General features: G+C 69.2%; 1 protein-coding gene. It reads right to left on the reverse strand.

The annotated features are described in order from the left end of the window. Window positions 1-11 precede the first annotated feature (11 nt). Window positions 12-299: hypothetical protein (locus SB775_RS28575; protein ID WP_410864553.1), on the reverse strand; the 288-nt coding region annotated here is incomplete at its 5' end.

Raw genomic sequence — 299 nt, forward strand, 5'->3', positions numbered from 1 at the left:
GATCCTGAGATTCAGTCCGCTTCGCGCTGGAACACCACGGTCAGCGGCGTGGCGGGGTCGTGCACCAGCAGGTGCCGTCCCCGCAGGCAATAGGCGTGGGTGCCGGGGGCGCCATTGATGGCCAGGTGGTAGCAACCGTCCTGTTCGTCGAGGATGCGGTAGTTGCGCGCGATCGCATCGGGCATTCCCGCGACCCGGGCGACGATCGCCTGCTCGGTGATCTCGATCCGCCCGCCGGCATAGACGCTGCGGATCTGCGGCGCCGACTGCGCGGGAATCCCGTCGCGCCGCGCCTGTTC

The organism is Peribacillus sp. SIMBA_075 (genome assembly GCF_046534585.1).